The 14,942-nt window shown below is 70.3% G+C and carries 21 protein-coding genes; 11 read left to right on the forward strand and 10 right to left on the reverse strand.

What is annotated here, in order from left to right; genetic code table 11:
* Positions 1 to 63 precede the first annotated feature (63 nt).
* Together ON19_RS26805 and ON19_RS26810 are read left to right on the forward strand one after the other, a co-directional pair.
* On the forward strand, positions 64 to 1,593 hold the full coding sequence (locus tag ON19_RS26805) for a TldD/PmbA family protein (RefSeq protein ID WP_043698755.1): 1,530 nt from the start codon (positions 64 to 66) through the stop codon (positions 1,591 to 1,593).
* Positions 1,594 to 1,661: 68 nt separating this feature from the next.
* Complete coding sequence (locus tag ON19_RS26810; RefSeq protein ID WP_051169349.1) at positions 1,662 to 2,978, forward strand: metallopeptidase TldD-related protein; 1,317 nt, start codon at positions 1,662 to 1,664, stop codon at positions 2,976 to 2,978.
* Positions 2,979 to 2,987: 9 nt separating this feature from the next.
* Here ON19_RS26810 and ON19_RS26815 read toward each other — a convergent pair whose 3' ends face one another.
* Together ON19_RS26815 and ON19_RS26820 are read right to left on the reverse strand one after the other, a co-directional pair.
* Positions 2,988 to 3,371: a PPOX class F420-dependent oxidoreductase gene (locus ON19_RS26815; protein ID WP_043698757.1), complete on the reverse strand. Its 384-nt coding sequence runs from the start codon at positions 3,369 to 3,371 to the stop codon at positions 2,988 to 2,990.
* A gap of 79 nt (positions 3,372 to 3,450) precedes the next feature.
* Positions 3,451 to 3,999, reverse strand: a complete 549-nt coding sequence (locus ON19_RS26820; RefSeq protein ID WP_043698759.1) for a PadR family transcriptional regulator — start codon at positions 3,997 to 3,999, stop codon at positions 3,451 to 3,453.
* A 112-nt stretch (positions 4,000 to 4,111) separates the two neighbouring features.
* Between ON19_RS26820 and ON19_RS26825 the strand changes: the two genes are divergently transcribed.
* Positions 4,112 to 4,828: a DUF8817 family protein gene (locus ON19_RS26825; protein ID WP_043698761.1), complete on the forward strand. Its 717-nt coding sequence runs from the start codon at positions 4,112 to 4,114 to the stop codon at positions 4,826 to 4,828.
* A gap of 18 nt (positions 4,829 to 4,846) precedes the next feature.
* Here ON19_RS26825 and map read toward each other — a convergent pair whose 3' ends face one another.
* Positions 4,847 to 5,611, reverse strand: a complete 765-nt coding sequence (gene map / locus ON19_RS26830; RefSeq protein ID WP_043698763.1) for a type I methionyl aminopeptidase — start codon at positions 5,609 to 5,611, stop codon at positions 4,847 to 4,849.
* Between the two features lie 105 nt (positions 5,612 to 5,716).
* Between map and ON19_RS26835 the strand changes: the two genes are divergently transcribed.
* A complete protein-coding gene (locus ON19_RS26835; protein ID WP_043698765.1) occupies positions 5,717 to 5,980 on the forward strand; it encodes a helix-turn-helix domain-containing protein in 264 nt (87 codons plus the stop codon).
* On the opposite strand, the gene ON19_RS26840 is transcribed toward ON19_RS26835, so the two are convergent.
* Genes ON19_RS26840 through ON19_RS45025 form a run of 3 tightly spaced genes read right to left on the reverse strand, consistent with a single transcriptional unit; the run spans position 5,977 to position 6,966 of the window.
* Positions 5,977 to 6,363, reverse strand: a complete 387-nt coding sequence (locus ON19_RS26840; RefSeq protein ID WP_043698767.1) for a PPOX class F420-dependent oxidoreductase — start codon at positions 6,361 to 6,363, stop codon at positions 5,977 to 5,979. The two genes, ON19_RS26835 and ON19_RS26840, sit on opposite strands and share 4 nt — an antisense overlap.
* Positions 6,260 to 6,850: an alpha/beta fold hydrolase gene (locus ON19_RS45020; protein ID WP_372478685.1), complete on the reverse strand. Its 591-nt coding sequence runs from the start codon at positions 6,848 to 6,850 to the stop codon at positions 6,260 to 6,262. Before ON19_RS45020 ends, ON19_RS26840 begins: the two co-directional genes overlap by 104 nt.
* Positions 6,829 to 6,966: an epoxide hydrolase N-terminal domain-containing protein gene (locus ON19_RS45025; protein ID WP_425297860.1), complete on the reverse strand. Its 138-nt coding sequence runs from the start codon at positions 6,964 to 6,966 to the stop codon at positions 6,829 to 6,831. The genes ON19_RS45020 and ON19_RS45025 overlap by 22 nt, the downstream gene beginning before the upstream one ends.
* Before the next feature lie 58 nt (positions 6,967 to 7,024).
* Between ON19_RS45025 and ON19_RS44010 the strand changes: the two genes are divergently transcribed.
* Positions 7,025 to 7,807, forward strand: coding sequence for a histone deacetylase (locus ON19_RS44010; RefSeq protein ID WP_227954714.1), 783 nt, complete (start codon positions 7,025 to 7,027; stop codon positions 7,805 to 7,807).
* On the opposite strand, the gene ON19_RS26855 is transcribed toward ON19_RS44010, so the two are convergent.
* A complete protein-coding gene (locus tag ON19_RS26855; RefSeq protein ID WP_051169348.1) occupies positions 7,741 to 9,012 on the reverse strand; it encodes a PucR family transcriptional regulator in 1,272 nt (423 codons plus the stop codon). The two genes, ON19_RS44010 and ON19_RS26855, sit on opposite strands and share 67 nt — an antisense overlap.
* Before the next feature lie 208 nt (positions 9,013 to 9,220).
* Between ON19_RS26855 and ON19_RS26860 the strand changes: the two genes are divergently transcribed.
* A complete protein-coding gene (locus ON19_RS26860) occupies positions 9,221 to 9,598 on the forward strand; it encodes a hypothetical protein (protein ID WP_043698769.1) in 378 nt (125 codons plus the stop codon).
* Positions 9,599 to 9,612: 14 nt separating this feature from the next.
* Here the strand turns inward: ON19_RS26860 and ON19_RS26865 are convergent, their stop codons facing one another.
* Positions 9,613 to 10,563: an FAD-dependent oxidoreductase gene (locus ON19_RS26865; protein ID WP_043698771.1), complete on the reverse strand. Its 951-nt coding sequence runs from the start codon at positions 10,561 to 10,563 to the stop codon at positions 9,613 to 9,615.
* Positions 10,564 to 10,644: 81 nt separating this feature from the next.
* A complete protein-coding gene (locus ON19_RS26870) occupies positions 10,645 to 10,980 on the reverse strand; it encodes a hypothetical protein (RefSeq protein WP_043698773.1) in 336 nt (111 codons plus the stop codon).
* A gap of 150 nt (positions 10,981 to 11,130) precedes the next feature.
* Between ON19_RS26870 and ON19_RS26875 the strand changes: the two genes are divergently transcribed.
* Complete coding sequence (locus ON19_RS26875; protein ID WP_043698775.1) at positions 11,131 to 12,267, forward strand: glutamate--cysteine ligase 2; 1,137 nt, start codon at positions 11,131 to 11,133, stop codon at positions 12,265 to 12,267.
* Here ON19_RS26875 and ON19_RS26880 read toward each other — a convergent pair.
* The gene (locus tag ON19_RS26880) at positions 12,260 to 12,997 is read right to left on the reverse strand and encodes an anti-sigma factor (protein ID WP_043698776.1); all 738 of its coding nucleotides are present in this window, start codon (positions 12,995 to 12,997) and stop codon (positions 12,260 to 12,262) included. The two genes, ON19_RS26875 and ON19_RS26880, sit on opposite strands and share 8 nt — an antisense overlap.
* A gap of 266 nt (positions 12,998 to 13,263) precedes the next feature.
* On the opposite strand from ON19_RS26880, the gene ON19_RS26885 reads away from it, so the two are divergent.
* The 4 genes from ON19_RS26885 to ON19_RS40740 all read left to right on the forward strand — a co-directional run.
* Positions 13,264 to 13,818 carry a TerD family protein gene (locus tag ON19_RS26885; RefSeq protein WP_043698778.1) on the forward strand — a complete coding sequence of 185 codons (555 nt, stop codon included), beginning with the start codon at positions 13,264 to 13,266 and terminating at the stop codon, positions 13,816 to 13,818.
* Between the two features lie 166 nt (positions 13,819 to 13,984).
* A complete protein-coding gene (locus ON19_RS26890; protein ID WP_043698781.1) occupies positions 13,985 to 14,401 on the forward strand; it encodes a phage holin family protein in 417 nt (138 codons plus the stop codon).
* Positions 14,398 to 14,793: a DUF3618 domain-containing protein gene (locus ON19_RS26895; RefSeq protein WP_043698783.1), complete on the forward strand. Its 396-nt coding sequence runs from the start codon at positions 14,398 to 14,400 to the stop codon at positions 14,791 to 14,793. Before ON19_RS26890 ends, ON19_RS26895 begins: the two co-directional genes overlap by 4 nt.
* Positions 14,790 to 14,942, forward strand: a 153-nt coding sequence (locus ON19_RS40740) for a DUF4235 domain-containing protein (RefSeq protein WP_043698784.1), incomplete at its 3' end; no start/stop codon positions are given. The genes ON19_RS26895 and ON19_RS40740, both read left to right, overlap by 4 nt.

The raw sequence follows: 14,942 nt of genomic DNA on the forward strand, positions 1-14,942 counted from the left end.
TTCCACGGCGTGGGATCACCGCGCGGACACGCGCGCGCGGCGGCACCGACTAGGTTGGTGCGGGTGAGCATCGCGACATCCAGAGACGTGGACGCCGAGTTCCTCGGTCTGCCACTGGCCGCGCTCGCCGACGCCGCCCTCGCCGCGGCCACGGCGGCCGGCGCCGAGCACGCCGACCTGCGGGTGCACCGCCTGGTCACCCAATCGATCCGGCTGCGCGACGGCCGGGTCGAGGCCGTCACCGACAGCACCGAACTGGGCTTCGCCGTGCGCGTGATCGTGGACGGCACCTGGGGTTTCGCGTCCCACGCCGCGCTCACCCCCGATACCGCCGCCGAGGTGGCGCGCACCGCGGTCACCGTCGCGACCACGCTGCGCGCGCTCAACCGGGAACGCGTCGAACTGGCCGACGAGCCGCGCTACGCCGACGCGCGCTGGGTCTCGGCCTACGACCTCGACCCGTTCACCGTGCCGACCGGCGAGAAAGTCGCGCTGCTGCAGGACTATTCGGAGCGGCTGTCGCACGCCGACGGAGTGGATCACGTCACCGCGAGCGTGCTGCAAGTCAAGGAGCAGACCTTCTACGCCGACACCGCGGGCTCCTCGATCACCCAGCAGCGGGTGCGGCTGCACCCGAGCCTCGAGGCGATCACGGTGGACACCTCGGCGGGCGTGTTCGAGACCATGCGCACGCTGGCCCCGCCCGTCGGCCGCGGCTGGGAGTACGTGACCGGCGCCGACGGGGTATGGGACTGGAACGGCGAACTCGCGCGGATCCCGGAGTGGCTGGCCGAGAAGGTGAAAGCCCCCAGCGTGCAGGCCGGGCCGACCGATCTCGTCATCGACCCGACCAACCTGTGGCTGACCATCCACGAATCCATCGGTCACGCCACCGAGTACGACCGCGCCATCGGGTACGAATCCGCTTACGCGGGTACCTCTTTCGCGACGCCGGACAAGCTCGCCACGTTGCGCTACGGCACCCCGATCATGCACGTGACCGGCGACCGCACCGAAGCGCACGGGCTGGCCAGCGTCGGCTACGACGACGAGGGCGTGGCCGGGCAGCGCTGGGACCTGGTCCGCGACGGCGTCCTGGTCGGCTATCAGCTGGACCGGGTGTTCGCGCCGCGCCTGGGTCTGCAGCGGTCCAACGGGTGCTCGTACGCGGACTCGGCGCATCACGTGCCGATCCAGCGGATGGCCAACGTCTCGCTGCAACCCGATCCGGACCGCGACACCAGCACCGAGGAGCTGATCGCGCGAGTGGACGACGGCATCTACATCGTCGGCGACAAGTCGTGGTCGATCGACATGCAGCGCTACAACTTCCAGTTCACCGGCCAGCGGTTCTTCCGCATCCGGGGCGGCAAGCTGGACGGCCAGTTGCGCGATGTCGCCTACCAGGCCACCACCACCGACTTCTGGGGTGCGATGGAAGCGGTGGGCGGGCCGTCGACCTGGCAGCTCGGGGGCGCGTTCAACTGCGGCAAGGCGCAGCCCGGCCAAGTGGCGGCGGTCAGCCACGGCTGCCCGTCGATCTTGGTGCGCGGCGTCAACATCCTGAACACCCGGACGGAGGCCGGCCAGTGAGCCACGATCTGTTTCCCGCGAGCGCGACCGTGGAGCGGGCGCTGGCGCTCTCCCGCGCCGACGAGGCGATGGTGGTCGTCCGCGACGAGCACGAGGCGTCGCTGCGCTGGGCCGGGAACTCCATGACCACCAACGGCTCGTCGATGTCGCGGAACTGGGCGGTGATCTCGGTGTTCCGCGAGGGACCCGCCCTCGCCCGCGTCGGCACGATCGCCTCGACCAGCGTCGACCCCGACGACATAGAGGCGGTCGTGCGCGCGAGCGAAGCGGCGGCACGCGGCGCCGAGCCCGCGCGAGACGCGATGCCCCTGCTGGAGCCGGACGCCGTCGACGACGACTGGGCCGCCCCTGCGGTCGCCACCGGCATCGAGGTGTTCACCGATCTGGCCGACGGCTTGGCCGCCGGATTCGACAGCGCCGACCGCCTCTACGGTTTCGCCCACCATCAGATGCACACCACGTGGCTGGGCACGTCGACCGGCATCCGCCGGCGCTTCGTGCAACCCACCGGATCGGTGGAGATCAACGGAAAGCGCGGCGAGGGCACGGATCTGGCCAGCGCGTGGGTCGGAGTCGGCACCGCCGACTTCGCCGACGTCGACGTGTCCGGCCTGCTCGCGGATCTGTCGCGCCGCCTGGACTGGGCCAAGCGCAAGATCGAGCTGCCCGCGGGCCGCTACGAAACGTTGCTGCCGCCCTCGACCGTCGCCGACCTGATGATCTATCTGGCCTGGTCGATGGAGGGCCGGGGCGCGCACGAGGGCCACACGGCGTTCGCACGGGCGGGCGGGACCAGGGTCGGTGAGCGCCTCAGCGACATTCCGCTCACCCTCTACTCGGATCCGCATGCCCCCGGGCTGGAGTACCGCCCGTTCGTGGCGGCGACCGCGTCGTCGGAGTCGATGTCGGTGTTCGACAACGGCCTGTCGGCCGAGCGCGTCGACTGGCTGCGCGAGGGCGTGATCTCCTCGCTGATCTATCCGCGCGCCACGGCCGCGGAGTTCGACGCGCCCGCCACGGTTCCCGGGGAGAACCTGCTGCTCACCGGCGGTTCGGAGGCCACGATCGACGACATGATCGCCCGCACCGAACGCGGTCTGCTGCTGACCACGCTGTGGTACATCCGGGAGGTCGATCCGGCCACGCTGCTGCTGACCGGCCTCACCAGGGACGGGGTGTATCTGGTGGAGAACGGCGAGGTCACCGCCGCGGTGAACAACTTCCGGTTCAACGAGAGCCCGCTGGACCTGCTGCGCCGGGTGAGCGAGGCCGGCGCGACCGAGCTCACGCTGCCGCGCGAATGGAAGGACTGGTTCACCCGGACCGCCATGCCGCCCCTGCGGATTCCCGACTTCCACATGTCGTCGGTCAGCCAGGCGACCTGACGCCGCGAGTCAGGCGGCCGGGGTGATCTCGATGCCGATGGTCCCGGCCTTGCCGCGCCGCAGGTTGCTGCCGAGGATGACCAGCGGACCGGTGAGCCAGTACTTGCGCCGCAGCTGCTTGCGCACCCGTTCCGTGCCCTCGGCGTCGAGAATCCGTCCGGTCCCCTCGATCGCCGTACCGTGCGGCTTACCGGTCGCGCTGCACGGCTGCACAGTGACCGCCGGATTGCGCCGCAGGCGCTTGACCTTCCAGCTGTCGGTCACGGTCCAGACGTACAGTTTGCCGTTTTCGGCGACCGCCCACACCGCGGTGCCGACGGGTGTTCCGTCCTTGCGGAAGGTGGTCAGCAGCACGTAGTCGGCCTTCGCGACGGCGTCCAGCGAGTTCGTCATGCGGGCAGCGTATCCCGCGTCCCGGCGCGGGGAAGCGAGCCGGCTCGCCGGCCGAGGCCGACGGCGGCTCGCCGCCGACCTATTCCGGCATGCGGTATTCCCCCGCTTCCAGGCGCGCCAGCACGCCCTCGGTCCATGTGGACAGGTTCTCGAACACGCCGCTCCACAACTCCAGCAGATCGGTCGCGTGCGGCGCCTCGTACCGCCCTGGGAAGTTCGGGATCATGGCCAGCAGATCGGCACGCACCTCCTCGCTGCGGCGGCGCTGTTCGCGCAGCTTCGCGATGACGTGGGACCGGGGCAACGCGTCCATGAGGGCGATGCCCGCGCCCAGTTCCTGCATGTCGATGCTGACCAGGGCCTCGTCCATGAGCCTGCGGAACTCTGCCTCGCCGGCCTCGGTCATCTCGAACAGGGTGCGCCCGGGCCCCTGGTCGCTGTTCTGCGTGCCGAACGCGCTCAGCTTTCCTTCACGCGTCAGTTGCTTCAGGGCGTGGTAGATCGAGCCGGGTTTGACGTTGGTCCAGGTCTCGGCGCGCCAGGACAGCAGCTCCTGTCGCACGGCATAACCGTGCACGGGCTGGCGCAGGCGCATCACCCCCAGCACCAGCAGGCGCACGACGGACATGGCGAACTCCTTTCGCTCCGGATGGCATGGTAGTCAAGTTTGACTTCCGGGAAAGTACCGCCCTACGCTCAGCTAGTCAAAATTGACTACCGCAGGTACTTGGGAGGTTTTTATGGCCGACACGGCGGTGCCGCAGCTCTGGACCGAAGATCTGGCCGGCACGCTGGATTTCTACAAGACGCTGGGCTACGCGGTGACCCACGAACAGATCCGTCCCTACGTCTACGGCGCCGTGGAGGACCACGGCTGCGCCCTGCATTTCGTGCCGGCACCGAAGGGTGGCGACGTACCCGCCGAACGCACCGGCTGCCTGGTCATGGTCGACGACGTCGCGAGCAGGCACCAGGCTTTCACCGCGGCGCTACGCGCCCGCTACGGCAAAATCCCCGCGAAAGGCCTGCCCAGGATCACCCGCTTCCGGCCGGGGCAATCCCGGTTCACCGTCGTCGATCCGGCGGGCAACCAGGTGATCTACATCCAGCGCGACGAACCCCCGAAAGTGGACTACGGCGGATCCAAGGAGCTGGACGGACTGGCCAAGGTGCTGGACAACGCCCGCATCCTGCGTGACTTCAAGACCGACAACAAGGCCGCGTTTCGCGTGCTCGAGGTCGGCCTGGGCCGGTTCCGGGCCGAAGCGCCGCGACTGGACGTGGCCAGAGCACTCGCGGCGCTGGCCGAATTGGCTGTCGCGAGCGAGGACCCCGGCCGCGCCGAGCAGTTCCGGGCAGAGCTGCGCGCGATGCGGCTGTCGGCCGGGGAACGCGCGTCGGTGGCCGACGAGCTGCGCGCCTCCGAGGACCTGACCGCCTGGCTGTCCAGCGAATAGACCCGCCCGGCGCGGCCGTCACGCCGCGGTCAGCACCTGCGGCCCGTCCGGCGTGATCGCGACGGTGTGTTCGGAGTGGGCCGTGCGTGAGCCGTCCGCCGAGCGGATGGTCCAGCCGTCGGGATCGGTGACGATGCGGTCGGTGGTGCGCGCGAACCAGGGTTCGATCGCGATGGTGAGTCCGGGCCGCAGCCGATAGCCGCGCCCCGGGCGGCCCTTGTTGGGCACGTGCGGGTCCTCGTGCATGGTGCGGCCGAGGCCGTGACCGCCGAATTCGGTGTTCACCGGATAGCCGTACTCGCGCGCCACCGCGGCGATGGCGGCGGAGATGTCGCCGATGTGGTTGCCCGGCACCGCGACCGCGATCGCCGCGGCCAGCGCCTCCTCGGCGGCGCGCACCAGTCGCACGTCCTCGGCGGCGGCGGAGCCGACCACGACCGTGGTCGCCGAATCCGCGACCCAGCCCTCGATTCCGACCGCGAGGTCCATGCTCAGCACGTCACCGTCACGCAGTGCGTAATCGAACGGAAGTCCGTGCAGCACAGCGTCGTTCACCGAGAGGCAGACCGTATTGCGGAAGGGTCCGCGCCCGAACGAGGGCGCGTAGTCCCAGTAGCAGGACTGCGCGCCGCGCTCACGGATGCGCTCCCGGACGTGAGCTTCCAGCTCGAGCAGGTTCACCCCCACGCGGGCGCGCTCGCGCAATTCGGCGAGCACGCCGGCGACGAAGCGCCCCGCCACTCGCATCCGCGCGATCTCCGCGGGGCTCTTCAACTCGACCATCGATCCTCCAGTGCGCCGGTATTTTTATACCACCATAGCCGCATTGGTATTTTAATACCAATCCAGGCGGTTGCGGTATTTAAATACCGGCCGTAGCCTGGGCGCATGGTCCGCCTCCCGTTGACTCCCGCGCAGATCGAGGCCGGGCGCCGCCTCGGCGCCGCCCTGCGCGCCGCCCGCGCCGACCGCGAGCTCGCCGACGTCGCCCTGGCGGCCGGGATCTCCCCGGAAACGCTGCGCAAGATCGAGACCGGCCGGTTGCCCTCCCCAGCCTTCGGCACGGTGGTCGCGTTGGGCCAGGCGCTCTCGGTCCCGCTCGATGATCTCGCGGACATCTGGCGGTCCGCGGGATTGGCCGAATCGGCCTAGGGCGCCGACTTCGGAGCGATCGCGATACCGACGGACGCGTCGGCGCCACGCAACAGCTTGTGCCCGCGAATGGCGAGCTTGCCGATGACGCCGTATTTGTCCGCGACCACGTCGCGCACGCGCTGCGTGCCGTCCGCGTCGAGGATGCGCGCACTACCGGGCAGGACCTCCTCCGAGGCCGGGCGACCGCGCCCGTCGCATACCTGCAGCGTGACCTCCGGATTTCGGCGGATCCGCTTGACCTTCCAGGTCTTCGGATTGGTCCAGACGACGATCCGGTCACCGTCGGGAGCCACCCACACAGGCGTGCCGACCGGCGTCCCGTCCTTCTTGAAGGTGGTCAGCAGGACGAACTTGCTCTGGCTCATCTCGTTCCATGTCATACCGAAACGGTAGGCCCGCGCACCGGCGGGGACATCCGACCGGGGAACGGTTCGCCGTTACGCCTGCGAACGTAGCTCCGCGCGGTGGCGCGTGGGCCCACCGTTCCCGCGCGACCCCGAGAGCCGCGAGTTCGTCCTCGGTCAGTCCGTCGGGGATCGGCAGTTGCTCGCCCACCAGGCCGAGCGTGCCCTGGTCGCTGTTCACATGCGTCGCGATCACCCGCTCGGGGTGGTTCGCGGCCAAGCGCCCGGTGACGCCCGCGCCGATGTCGCCACCTTGGGCCGCGAACCTCGCATAGCCGAGCCTGTGCATCAACTCCGCGAACGCCTCGGTCGTACGCGCCAGCTCCCACCCCGCCGAGGCCAGCGGCGTGGAGAACCCGAACCCGGGCAACGACGGGATCACCACATGGAACGCGTCGGCCGGATCACCGCCGTGTGAGCGGGGGTCGGTCAGCGGGCCGATCAGATCGAGGAACTCCGCCACCGAGCCGGGATAGCCGTGATCAGCAGCGGGATCGCCTCCGGCTCGGGCGAGCGGACATGGAAGAAGTGGATGGTCTGCCCATCGATCTCGGTGGTGAACTGGTCGTAGGCGTTCAGGCGCGCCTCTCACCGATGCGCGTGTGCGCGGCCCCGGGAAAAGCCGACAATGGATGCCATGACGGCCTGGCACCCCGACGACACGGCCGCTGCGGCGACACCCAGCGCGGATCCGGCCGCGGACCGGCACGAATTGCGCGGGCGCACGGATCTGGTCTGGTACGCCGCGTACGGCTCGAACATGAGCCTGGACCGGCTGCGCACCTACCTTCGTGGCGGCAGGCCGGAAGGCGGAACGCTCACCTTGCCCGGCTGCCGCGACCCCGCCGACCCGATCCGCTCGATCCCGCTCCGGCTGTCCGGCGTGCTGTATTTCGCGACCGAATCGCTGACCTGGACCGGCGGCCGGGCGTTCTATGACCCGGGCTGTCCGGGCGAGATCGCCGTGCATGCCCATCTGCTCACGACCGCGCAGTTCTCCGACATCGTGGCGCAGGAGATGTACCGCACCCCGGGCACCGAGGTGAACCTGACCGAGGTGACCGACAAAGGCGCCACAACGCTCGGTCCGGGACGGTACGAAACCTTGGTCTGCGCGGGCGCCCACCAGGGATACCCCGTGCTCACCTTCACCGCGCCCTGGCGCTACCGCGACGTGCCCGGCAATCCGCCCGCCGCCGCCTACCTACGGCATCTGGCGGCGGGCCTGCGCGCGGCACACGACTGGTCGCTCCGGGCGACCGCGGGCTACCTCGCCACCCGCCCCGGCGCCGACCGCCGATGGACCCCCGAGACGGTCCACGCGTTGCTCGGTGCCGGCCAGGCGCGACGGACCTACGGGGACACCGCGGCCGCCCCGGCCCACCTGCCGACCGGCGTTTCGTTCTCGGAGTCCCGGTAGCTGCGTGCCACCAACGCGGCGCGCAGATACCACACTCCGGAGGCCTGGGCGGGGTCGAATCCGGTGAGCTGCCCGATGCGCTTGAGCCGGTAGTCCACGGTGTTGGTGTGGATGTGCAGTGATCGCGCGGTGCGCTGGCGGTTCAGATTGGTGCTGATGTGACGTTTGAGCGTTTCGAGGAGTTCGGGGTGCTCCTCGAGCGGGTCGAGCAGGGTCCGAAGCGTTTCCAGCCCGGGGCCCGGCCGGGTGAGCTGGTATTCCAGCGCCAGGTCGTCGAAGCGGAACAGCCCGCGGGTCCAGCGCAGCCGCTGCACCATGTCGAGCAACTCGTGCGCGCGGTCGGCCGCCGTCGGCACCTCGACCGGCGTCGCGGCGATCACCGTCGCGGCGATCGGCACCTGCGCCGCGCGGCCGAGACCCTCGACCAGTTCGTCGAGGGCCTTGTCCTCCGGCGACGCCGACGGCAGCAAGACGGTGCCGCCGTCGACGCTGAGCAGCGACAGCACCGCCTCACCACAGCGGGTCGCCAGCTCGGATTGCACCCGGCGCAACTTTCGCCGTGCCACCACCGCACCGTCGAGTTGCGGATTGTGCTCGTCCGGGTGGGGCGGGATCGCCAGCGCCAGGACGGAATACGAGTCGGCGATCTGGATGCCACATTCGCGCGCCATGGTGAAGGTGGGATGCCCGCCGAGCAGGGCCGAGGCAAGGGTGTGCGCGGCCGTGTGATGCTCGCCGACCACGGCACGCAACTCGGTCACGTACGCCCGCGAGACGGTCGAGGTGATGGTGTCCAGGATCTCCAGCAGGCGGCGGCTGATGTCCTTGAGACTGTCGAAGTCCGCGGCGGTCGCGTTCGCGACGATCAGGTCGAAGCCGAGCTTGAATCCCTCGTGCACGGCGTGGTGGATGGTGTCGATGGGGATGCCCTCCCGTGCCCAGCCCGCTGCGGCGTTGCGCAGCAGAAGGGTCTTCTCGGGGATGTCACTGCCGTCGAGCATGCTGACGGCCAGTTCCAGGCACAGGCGGGTGATGTTGGTGATGTCGCCGTTGAGCGCCTCGCCGGGTAGCGTCCGGCAGTGCGCGACGGTCTCGATGAAGTGGCCGACCATTTTGCGCGACAGATTCCGCACGTCCCGCAGTGAAGAACTGGCCGGGCGGCCCGACAGGGTCAGATCCGGACCTGCCGAATCGGTGATGGACATGTGACTCCTTCCCTCCCCGATCGCGGAAAGTACTCAACGGTAACTTGACCGGATCGACGTGCCGAGGGGCGAGCCCGCGGTTGGGGACACCGCCCGAAGCGGACGGCTTCCGGCTGTGAAGGCTCACAAGTCGTATTCGCGCGGTCGAAAACTTTCGATCCCCGTCGTAACGTCGGTGGCAGCAGGGTCGCCGGGCGGAGGGAGGGCCATGACTATCGGCCCGCACGAAGATGATCGCAGCATCGCCGAGATGTCCGCGAGATTCGATCGTGGCACCGATCGCAAGGGCCCCGACGCGCTGATCCGCATGGGGTTGGAGTTGGCGCTCGTCCTGGTCGACGCGGCGGAGGCCGCGGGAAGTCTGGCACTGGGCCGTTTCGAGCACGCGGCCGCCCGGTGCGCCCAGGCGGGTATCCCGATCGAAGCCGTACACGCCGTCCTGCGCGACAGTGTCGACGCGGGCCTCGCGGCGCCCGCGACCGATTCGCCGGAACGCCGCGCACCGCGTGACCGGGTCGAGCCCGGCGTCCTCAGCGAATTCCTGGAGACGCTGAACTCCGTGGTGGCGCGCAGCTACGCCGGCTGATCCGGTTCGGCCGCTCAGAGCGTTGCGACGAGAGCGGCGCTCTCCAGCGCGCATCCGTGACCGATGGTGATCCCCGAGCCGCCGTGACCGTAGTTGTGGACGACAGGTATCCCGGGCAGCGCGGTGGTGTCGAGTTCCACCCGGACTTCACGGCGACCAGGACGCAGCCCGACCACGGTCTCCAGGACTTCGCTGTCGGCGAGCGCGGGCGCCAGCTCACGGCAGCGCCGCAGAATCGACCGGGTGAGGTCGGGATTCGGCGTCGTGTCCCACTCGCCGCTGTCCAGGGAGCCGCCCAGAACACAGTCGTTCGCGCGCGGATGGACATAGGCGCGGCCGAGCGGATGTGCCTCGTCGCGGACCGACACCGACAGTCCCGGATTCGCGACGCGCACGATCTGGCCGCGGATCGGATACACCTCCGGGTCGCCGACGAGTTCGGCGGCCCGCAGACCGGCGCAGTTGACCACGACGTCCGGTGCGAGGTCGGCGAGATCACCGAGGCGCGCCACGGTGCGCAGCACGCGGCGCGCGCCCGCGGCGTCCACTTGGGCGCTGAGAAATGGCAAGTAGGTGGGCATCTCCACGAGGGGGACTTCGAAGCGGAACCCGAACCGATAGCCGGGGGGCAGCTCGTTCCGGTCGGCCGACCGGAACGAGCGCACCGACCGCGCCCACGGAGGAATCGCGGGCTCGTCGCGATACAGCGCCAGCGAGGCACACATGCGCACGCCCGGCGCACCGGCGGCGGCCAACCCGGCCAAATACTCGAAAGTCGTCTCACTCCAGGCCCGCACACGATCGGCCGGGCCCGCGGCGGTCGGAAACCAGACCGCCGCGGCCAGGAAGGACGTCGTCGCCGTGATCGGCTCGGCGCTGACGACGATCACCTCGTGCCGTCCACGGAGCAGTTCGGCCGCGGTGGACAGACCCGAGATGCCCGAGCCGAGGACGACGATCCGCATGGGGCGAGCCTATCGAGCCGGTACGCCTCGGGCGGTTTCCGCAGCACCGCCCGTGGGAGGCGCACACTCGCGGCCGGAACGTCAGTCCGCGTCGTCGAGCGACGTGACGCCGGTGGTCATGGCCACCACCGGCCACTGCGGCCCCACGCAGGTCGCGGCCACGGTGCTGCCCGCGGCGAAACCACCGCGGCTCTCCCCGCTGCGGGCCAGGTCCACCCGAGGACCGGCCTGCTCGGCCGAGCCGAGCAGCGCGCAGTCCCAGCTCTCCGACGGCGGCTGGCTGCTCACCGCGATGGTGCCCTCCTCTTGGGTGTCCGCGGACAACGTCGGGCCCGCGGCGGCGAGTCCCGCACCGGCAGCGGCCACAAGCACGGCGCAGCCCCCGGTCACGGCGAGACGTAGAGCGATCCGAAACATGCGACAACTCCTCTTCGTTCGGACCCCCCTTGTCGTTCGCGTTGCCGTCTCCCTACCGTTCAAACCGGCGCCGGGAACGCGGACGATATCCGCCCGGGACCTGGCCCCCGGCAGCTGACTAGCCGGGCCGCCCCTGGGTATTGCGCCGGCATGGACGATGGCCGCCTGACCGTGGGCGTGGAAGAGGAGTTCCTGCTCGTCGACCCAGGTACCGGCGAACCGCTGGCGCGCAATGTCGAGGTGGCGCGCACAGCCGAGGAATTCGGCATCGACCTGCAACTCGAACTCACTCGCTGCCAGGTGGAGGCCAACACGGCGGTCCACACCGACATCGCCGCGCTGCACCGGCAGTTGCGCGAATCGCGCCGCGGCATCGCCATCTGCGCCCAGCGCAACGACGCACGCCTGCTCGCCGTCGGTATCCCGCCGACCGTCCCGCACGACTTCCCGGTCACCGATACCCCGCGCTACCAGCGCATCGCCGAGAACTTCGGCATGCTCGCCCACGAGCAGGGGCTGTCGGGGTGCCACGTGCACGTCGGCATCCCCGACACCGAAACCGCGATCCAGGTCAGCAACCACCTGCGGCCTTGGCTGCCGCAACTGCTCGCCATGACCGCGAATTCGGCGATCTACCGCGGCGCCGAGACCGGATTCGCCAGTTGGCGCAGCATCCTGTGGCGGCGCTGGCCCAGCGCGGGGCCGCCGCCGTACTTCGAGTCGGCGCGGCACTACGAGGCCATGGTCGCGATGATGCTCAACAGCGGCAGCATCTTGGACAAGCAGATGGTCTATTGGGACGTCCGGCCCTCGGTCTCGTTCCCGACCGTGGAGGTGCGGGTGAGCGACATCCCGGCGACGGTCGAGGAAACCGCGCTCTTGGCAGCGCTGGTGCGCGCCATCGTGGTCATGGCGCGCAAGGCGGTGGCGGCCGGGCAGGTCGCGCCGCCGGTGCCCGCCGAAGTGCTGCGGGCGGCGTACTGGAAGGCGGCGCGTTCGGGACTGTCCGGAGACGGTGTCGACCCCCTCGACGGCAACGTGGCGCCGGTGCGCATCTTGCTGAACCGGCTGATCGAATATGTCGCGCCCGCGCTCGACGAGGCCGGTGACCGCCGGTTCGTCGATGAGGCGTTCGCTCGCCTGCTCGCGCGCGGGAACGGCGCGTACCGGCAGGTGACGGCGCTGCGGGTGCGCGACTCGATCGATGATGTCGTCGAGGAAGTGGCGCGCGCGACGCTCGAAGGCTGCGAGGAGCCCGGGCGTGCCACCGGGGCGCCGCTCAGCTGAGCGCGACGGAGGCTATCTGCGGTGAGGTCGGTCGGGGCGATCCGTTCGCGGGTTCGATCGTAACGGCGACGACGTCAGCCCGATCGAGCCCGGTCGCCACCACGCTCGGTGGCACGGTGGTCAGCACACCGGCCGAGCGCGCGGTTCCCGCGGAGGACACCACCCAGAGCTGGTAGGCGTGTCCGGGCGGCGGCGCGGGCACCGCGTCGAAGATCACCGCGGCGGCCGCGAGCCGGTTCGAGGCGCTCACCCACAGCGTGCCCCCGACCGGCAGTTCGACCACCCGGGTCCGGGAATCCGGTTGCCCCAGGATCTGCTCGGCCGTGATCGGCAGGGCATGGGACCCGGAGATCCGCTCGGCCACCACAACCGTGCCCGCCCCTGCCCCGATGACCACCGCGGCGGCCACCGCCAGCCGGACCAGGCGGCGCCGCCGAACGATCTGCCGGAGATCACGGCCACGGCGTCGCGGCGGCGGACACGAGTCGTCGATCGCCCGAAGGATCTTCCACTCCAGCGTGGGCGGTGGATCGACCGCTTCGGCAGCGCTCAGCGCCGCCAGCGTCTCCCGGATCCCGTGCACGGCGGCCGCGAACGCCGCCGCGGTTGCGGAATCGGCCCCGGCGAGGCGGTTTTCGATGCGCCTGCGCTCGATCTCGGCCACCGCGTCCATCGCGTAGGGGTATGCCAGGTCGAGCAGATCCGCGCGGCAGGGCTCGGTGTCGGTCATGACCGGTCACCTTCGGCCGGACGGACCGGGAGCCCTGGGTCCACACCACCCACCGGTCGCGCGCGCATGCCAACCCGCATGCCTTGACTTCGCGGCGCACCGCCCCGCGGATTGGATTCTCGCCATATTTCGACACTGGACGGGTACGCTGCTCGTCCGCCGGATCGTCCCCGATCGTCTCGGCCGAAGTACCCACGAGCGCCGTACTCCCCCTGCGGCGGAACCGCCCGATTGCCTGTCCGCTCTCCAGCGCAGAGGAGAACACCATGTTCACCGAACTTCGCGATCAGGGCGGTACCCCGCTCGCGCATGTCACCGTGGCCCTCGGCTGGGATCCGGCCGCCCGCCCGCGCCTGTTCGGCCGGCGCGAAGAGACCGACCTCAACGTCGCTGCCCTGCTCTTCGCCGCGGACCGGCTGGTGGACGTCGTCTATCACGAGCAGCTCAGTTCCACGGACGGGTCCGTGCGCCTGCACGGGGACAGCGTCACCGGAGAGGGCACGGACGACGACGAGATCATCAGCGTCGATCTGTCCCGGCTCGCCACGGAGGTCACGACCGTCCTGTTCCTCATCACCTCCTACACCGGCCGCACCTTCGATCGGATCGCGAACGCCTACTGCCGGGTGGTCGACACGGTGGGCCGTACCCAGCTCGCCCGGTACGACCTGACCGGCAGCGGTTCGCACACCGGTCTGGTGCTCGGCCGCGTGCGCCGCGCCGACGGTTCCTGGCGCTTCGACGGCGTCGGCGCGGGCCTGCAGGCGCGTCACCCGGTCGAGGCTGTTCCACAGCTCAGCGCCTACCTCGACCGGTCCTGACGCGACTTCGGTTGCGTCCCATCGGCTTCGGGGCGGATCGCGATTCCTGGTCGCGCGGCGGCCCCGTTCTCCGCCTCGGATACGACACCGGTCGGCGGTGTCCGATTGGAATCCGGACGCGCGGGTAGTCGCGGTGCAGGAGGTGTGACATGCCGAAGGAGATCTCATGACCGAGACGACACAGACTCGCCCGCCGGCGAACTCACGGTCGGTCACCGAGCTGGTCGAGGACGCCACAGCCCAGCTGTCCCGGCTCATCCGCGACGAACTTCAGCTCGCCCGCATCGAGATGCGGCAGAAGGGCAAACGGTTCGGCCGTGGAGCGGGCCTGGCGGGTGTCGCGGCGCTGCTGGCGTTCTACGGCGGGGCGGCGTTGATCGCCGCGGCGGTGCTCGGCCTCGCCGAGGTCCTGCCGGGCTGGGCGGCCGCACTGATCGTCGCGGGCGCGCTGCTGGTGGTCGCGGCGATCCTCGGCCTGTCCGGGAAGAAGAGCGTGGAGCAGGCGAACCCACCGATACCGCAGGAGGCGGTCGAGGGCGTGCGCGAGGACATCGAGGCGATCAAGGACAGGAGGCGGGGATGAGTGACAGCCGACCGGAGGCCGGGCAGCCCACCGACGACGTCGCGGCTCTGCGGCGCGATCGCGATCAGGCCAGAGCGGAACTCGGCAGGACGGTCGAACAGCTCGGCCACAAGCTCGACGTACCCGCGCGCAGCAAGGAGAAGGCGCACGACGCCGTCGAGGCGACCCAGCACGCGGCGTCCGATGCGGCGCTGGCTGTCGCGGACAAAGCTCAGCAGGCCCGGACGGGTGCCGCGCACCTCGCCCACCGGGTGGCGGCGGCGACACCGGAGCCGGTCGCCCTGCGCGGCAGGCAGGCCGGTGGCGCGCTGCGCGCCCACCCGATCCCGGCGGCCCTCGGCGCGGCGGTGCTGGCGGCGCTGGTGTGGCAGATCGTACGGAGGCGGCGATGAAGACGCTCTACAAACCGCTCGGCTTGGCGATCAGCGTGCTCGGCGGCCTCGCGGCGAACGCCGTGTTCACCAAGGTGTGGACGCGGATCACGGGTGAAGAGCAGGCCCCCGCGTCGACCGCGCGGGATCATTCCTGGCGCGAGGTGCTG

It is taken from the genome of Nocardia abscessus NBRC 100374, assembly GCF_000308455.1.
Lineage (GTDB): Bacteria > Actinomycetota > Actinomycetes > Mycobacteriales > Mycobacteriaceae > Nocardia > Nocardia abscessus.